At 38.9% G+C, this 1,299-nt stretch carries 3 protein-coding genes; all 3 read left to right on the top strand.

Features of this window, described 5'->3' with window-relative positions; translation table 11 throughout:
* A partial coding sequence (locus ADS77_RS22910) for a transposase (RefSeq protein ID WP_268794923.1) occupies nt 1–278 on the top strand: 278 nt, incomplete at its 5' end.
* A 58-nt stretch (nt 279–336) separates the two neighbouring features.
* Nucleotides 337–438 (top strand): transposase, encoded by a 102-nt coding sequence (locus ADS77_RS23000; protein ID WP_410054822.1) that lies wholly within the window; start codon nt 337–339, stop codon nt 436–438.
* Nucleotides 439–664: 226 nt separating this feature from the next.
* Nucleotides 665–976 (top strand): cupin domain-containing protein, encoded by a 312-nt coding sequence (locus tag ADS77_RS21085; protein ID WP_054456199.1) that lies wholly within the window; start codon nt 665–667, stop codon nt 974–976.
* Nucleotides 977–1,299 lie beyond the last annotated feature (323 nt).

Below are 1,299 nucleotides of genomic sequence, written 5' to 3'. Positions count from 1 at the left end.
GCCTCTGCCCCGCAGGCAATGGTATGTGGCGAAGCGGGGTTAATGTAAAGAGTCACAATCAAGAATACACGCGATTCTGCGGTTACTTAAAAGATTGCAAAGTATGCCCACTGCAACAGCAATGCATGCGAAAGCCACCAATAAAAACAGGGCGGCAAGTACAGTTTAAAAATGATGAATCACGTAAAAAGCTAAGCTATATCGACAAAATGAAAGTTAAAATAGACAGTCCAATGGGGCGACGGCAGTTTTTTATTGAAGGAATGGCAAACGACTAGGCTGTATAGAGCCTGCTTTCCTCTAAATAAACAGCGGAATATTACAGTCAATAAAGGCATGAACAAATTGACCTTACGCGGACAAACGAAAGTGAATGCGCAATGGCAACTGTATTGCCTTGTTCATAATCTAGAAAAGCTGAGAAACAGGCTGCATTAAAAAAGGGGAGCCTTTTTAAACCGAAATATAGCGACTTAAGCACCTGTAACTCCCTCTAAAACAGCCATTAAAACAACCGCACATTCTTTTTTATATTTTATGTAAACTAGCGATAACTGATTGAACCAAAATAGGAACTCGGCTATGGTTGATTCATCAATAAAAATAAATTTAAAACGAGTTAATCTACAGGCTCGTTATACGCTATTCATAATTTGGAAGTATCGTGGAAATAATTAGAAGTAAAGAATTCAAATCTGAACGCGCTTGGGGTGCAAAAGACATCGCAAATATGAACGGTATTACGACGCGCTTGCATTGGACTGATCAGCCTTATAAGTGGCATGTAAATGACGGCGAAGAAGTGTTTGTTGTTTTAGATGGCGTTGTTGAAATGTTGTTTAAAGAAAATGGAATTGAGCAATCATCGGTTTTAAGAACAGGTGATATATTTTATGCGTCTATTGGAACTGAGCATGTTGCGCATCCGCGTGGTGAAGCTCGAATATTAGTCGTAGAATCGGAAGGAAGCGTATAACAAGTCGTTTAAACGGAATAAAAACAGTTGGCCATCGCTTCGCGATTATAGCCAACCATTTTTATCCGCTTAACGAGGCGTTGAGGTTGTAGAATTACTCTTTTTAGGAACTGGTTCTGCACATTTGACTTGATTGCTTTTTAACCTTGAATCCACTGGGTTACTGTGATCTAATAGATATTATTCACCCACGGTAAACTGTTATGGCCAACTACAAGCCTGACTTATCCTGCCAAAATAAATTCATTCCTATCAATTTTTCTGAGCAAATTTTGCCGGGTACATTTGAATATGCGCTTTGTTATATTGTCGAAAATAAACTC

The sequence above is a fragment of the Pseudoalteromonas porphyrae genome, assembly GCF_001298125.1.
GTDB classification, from domain to species: domain Bacteria; phylum Pseudomonadota; class Gammaproteobacteria; order Enterobacterales; family Alteromonadaceae; genus Pseudoalteromonas; species Pseudoalteromonas neustonica.
The sequence above is the reverse complement of the archived record's forward strand: the minus strand, read 5'-3'. Positions and strand labels throughout refer to the sequence as shown.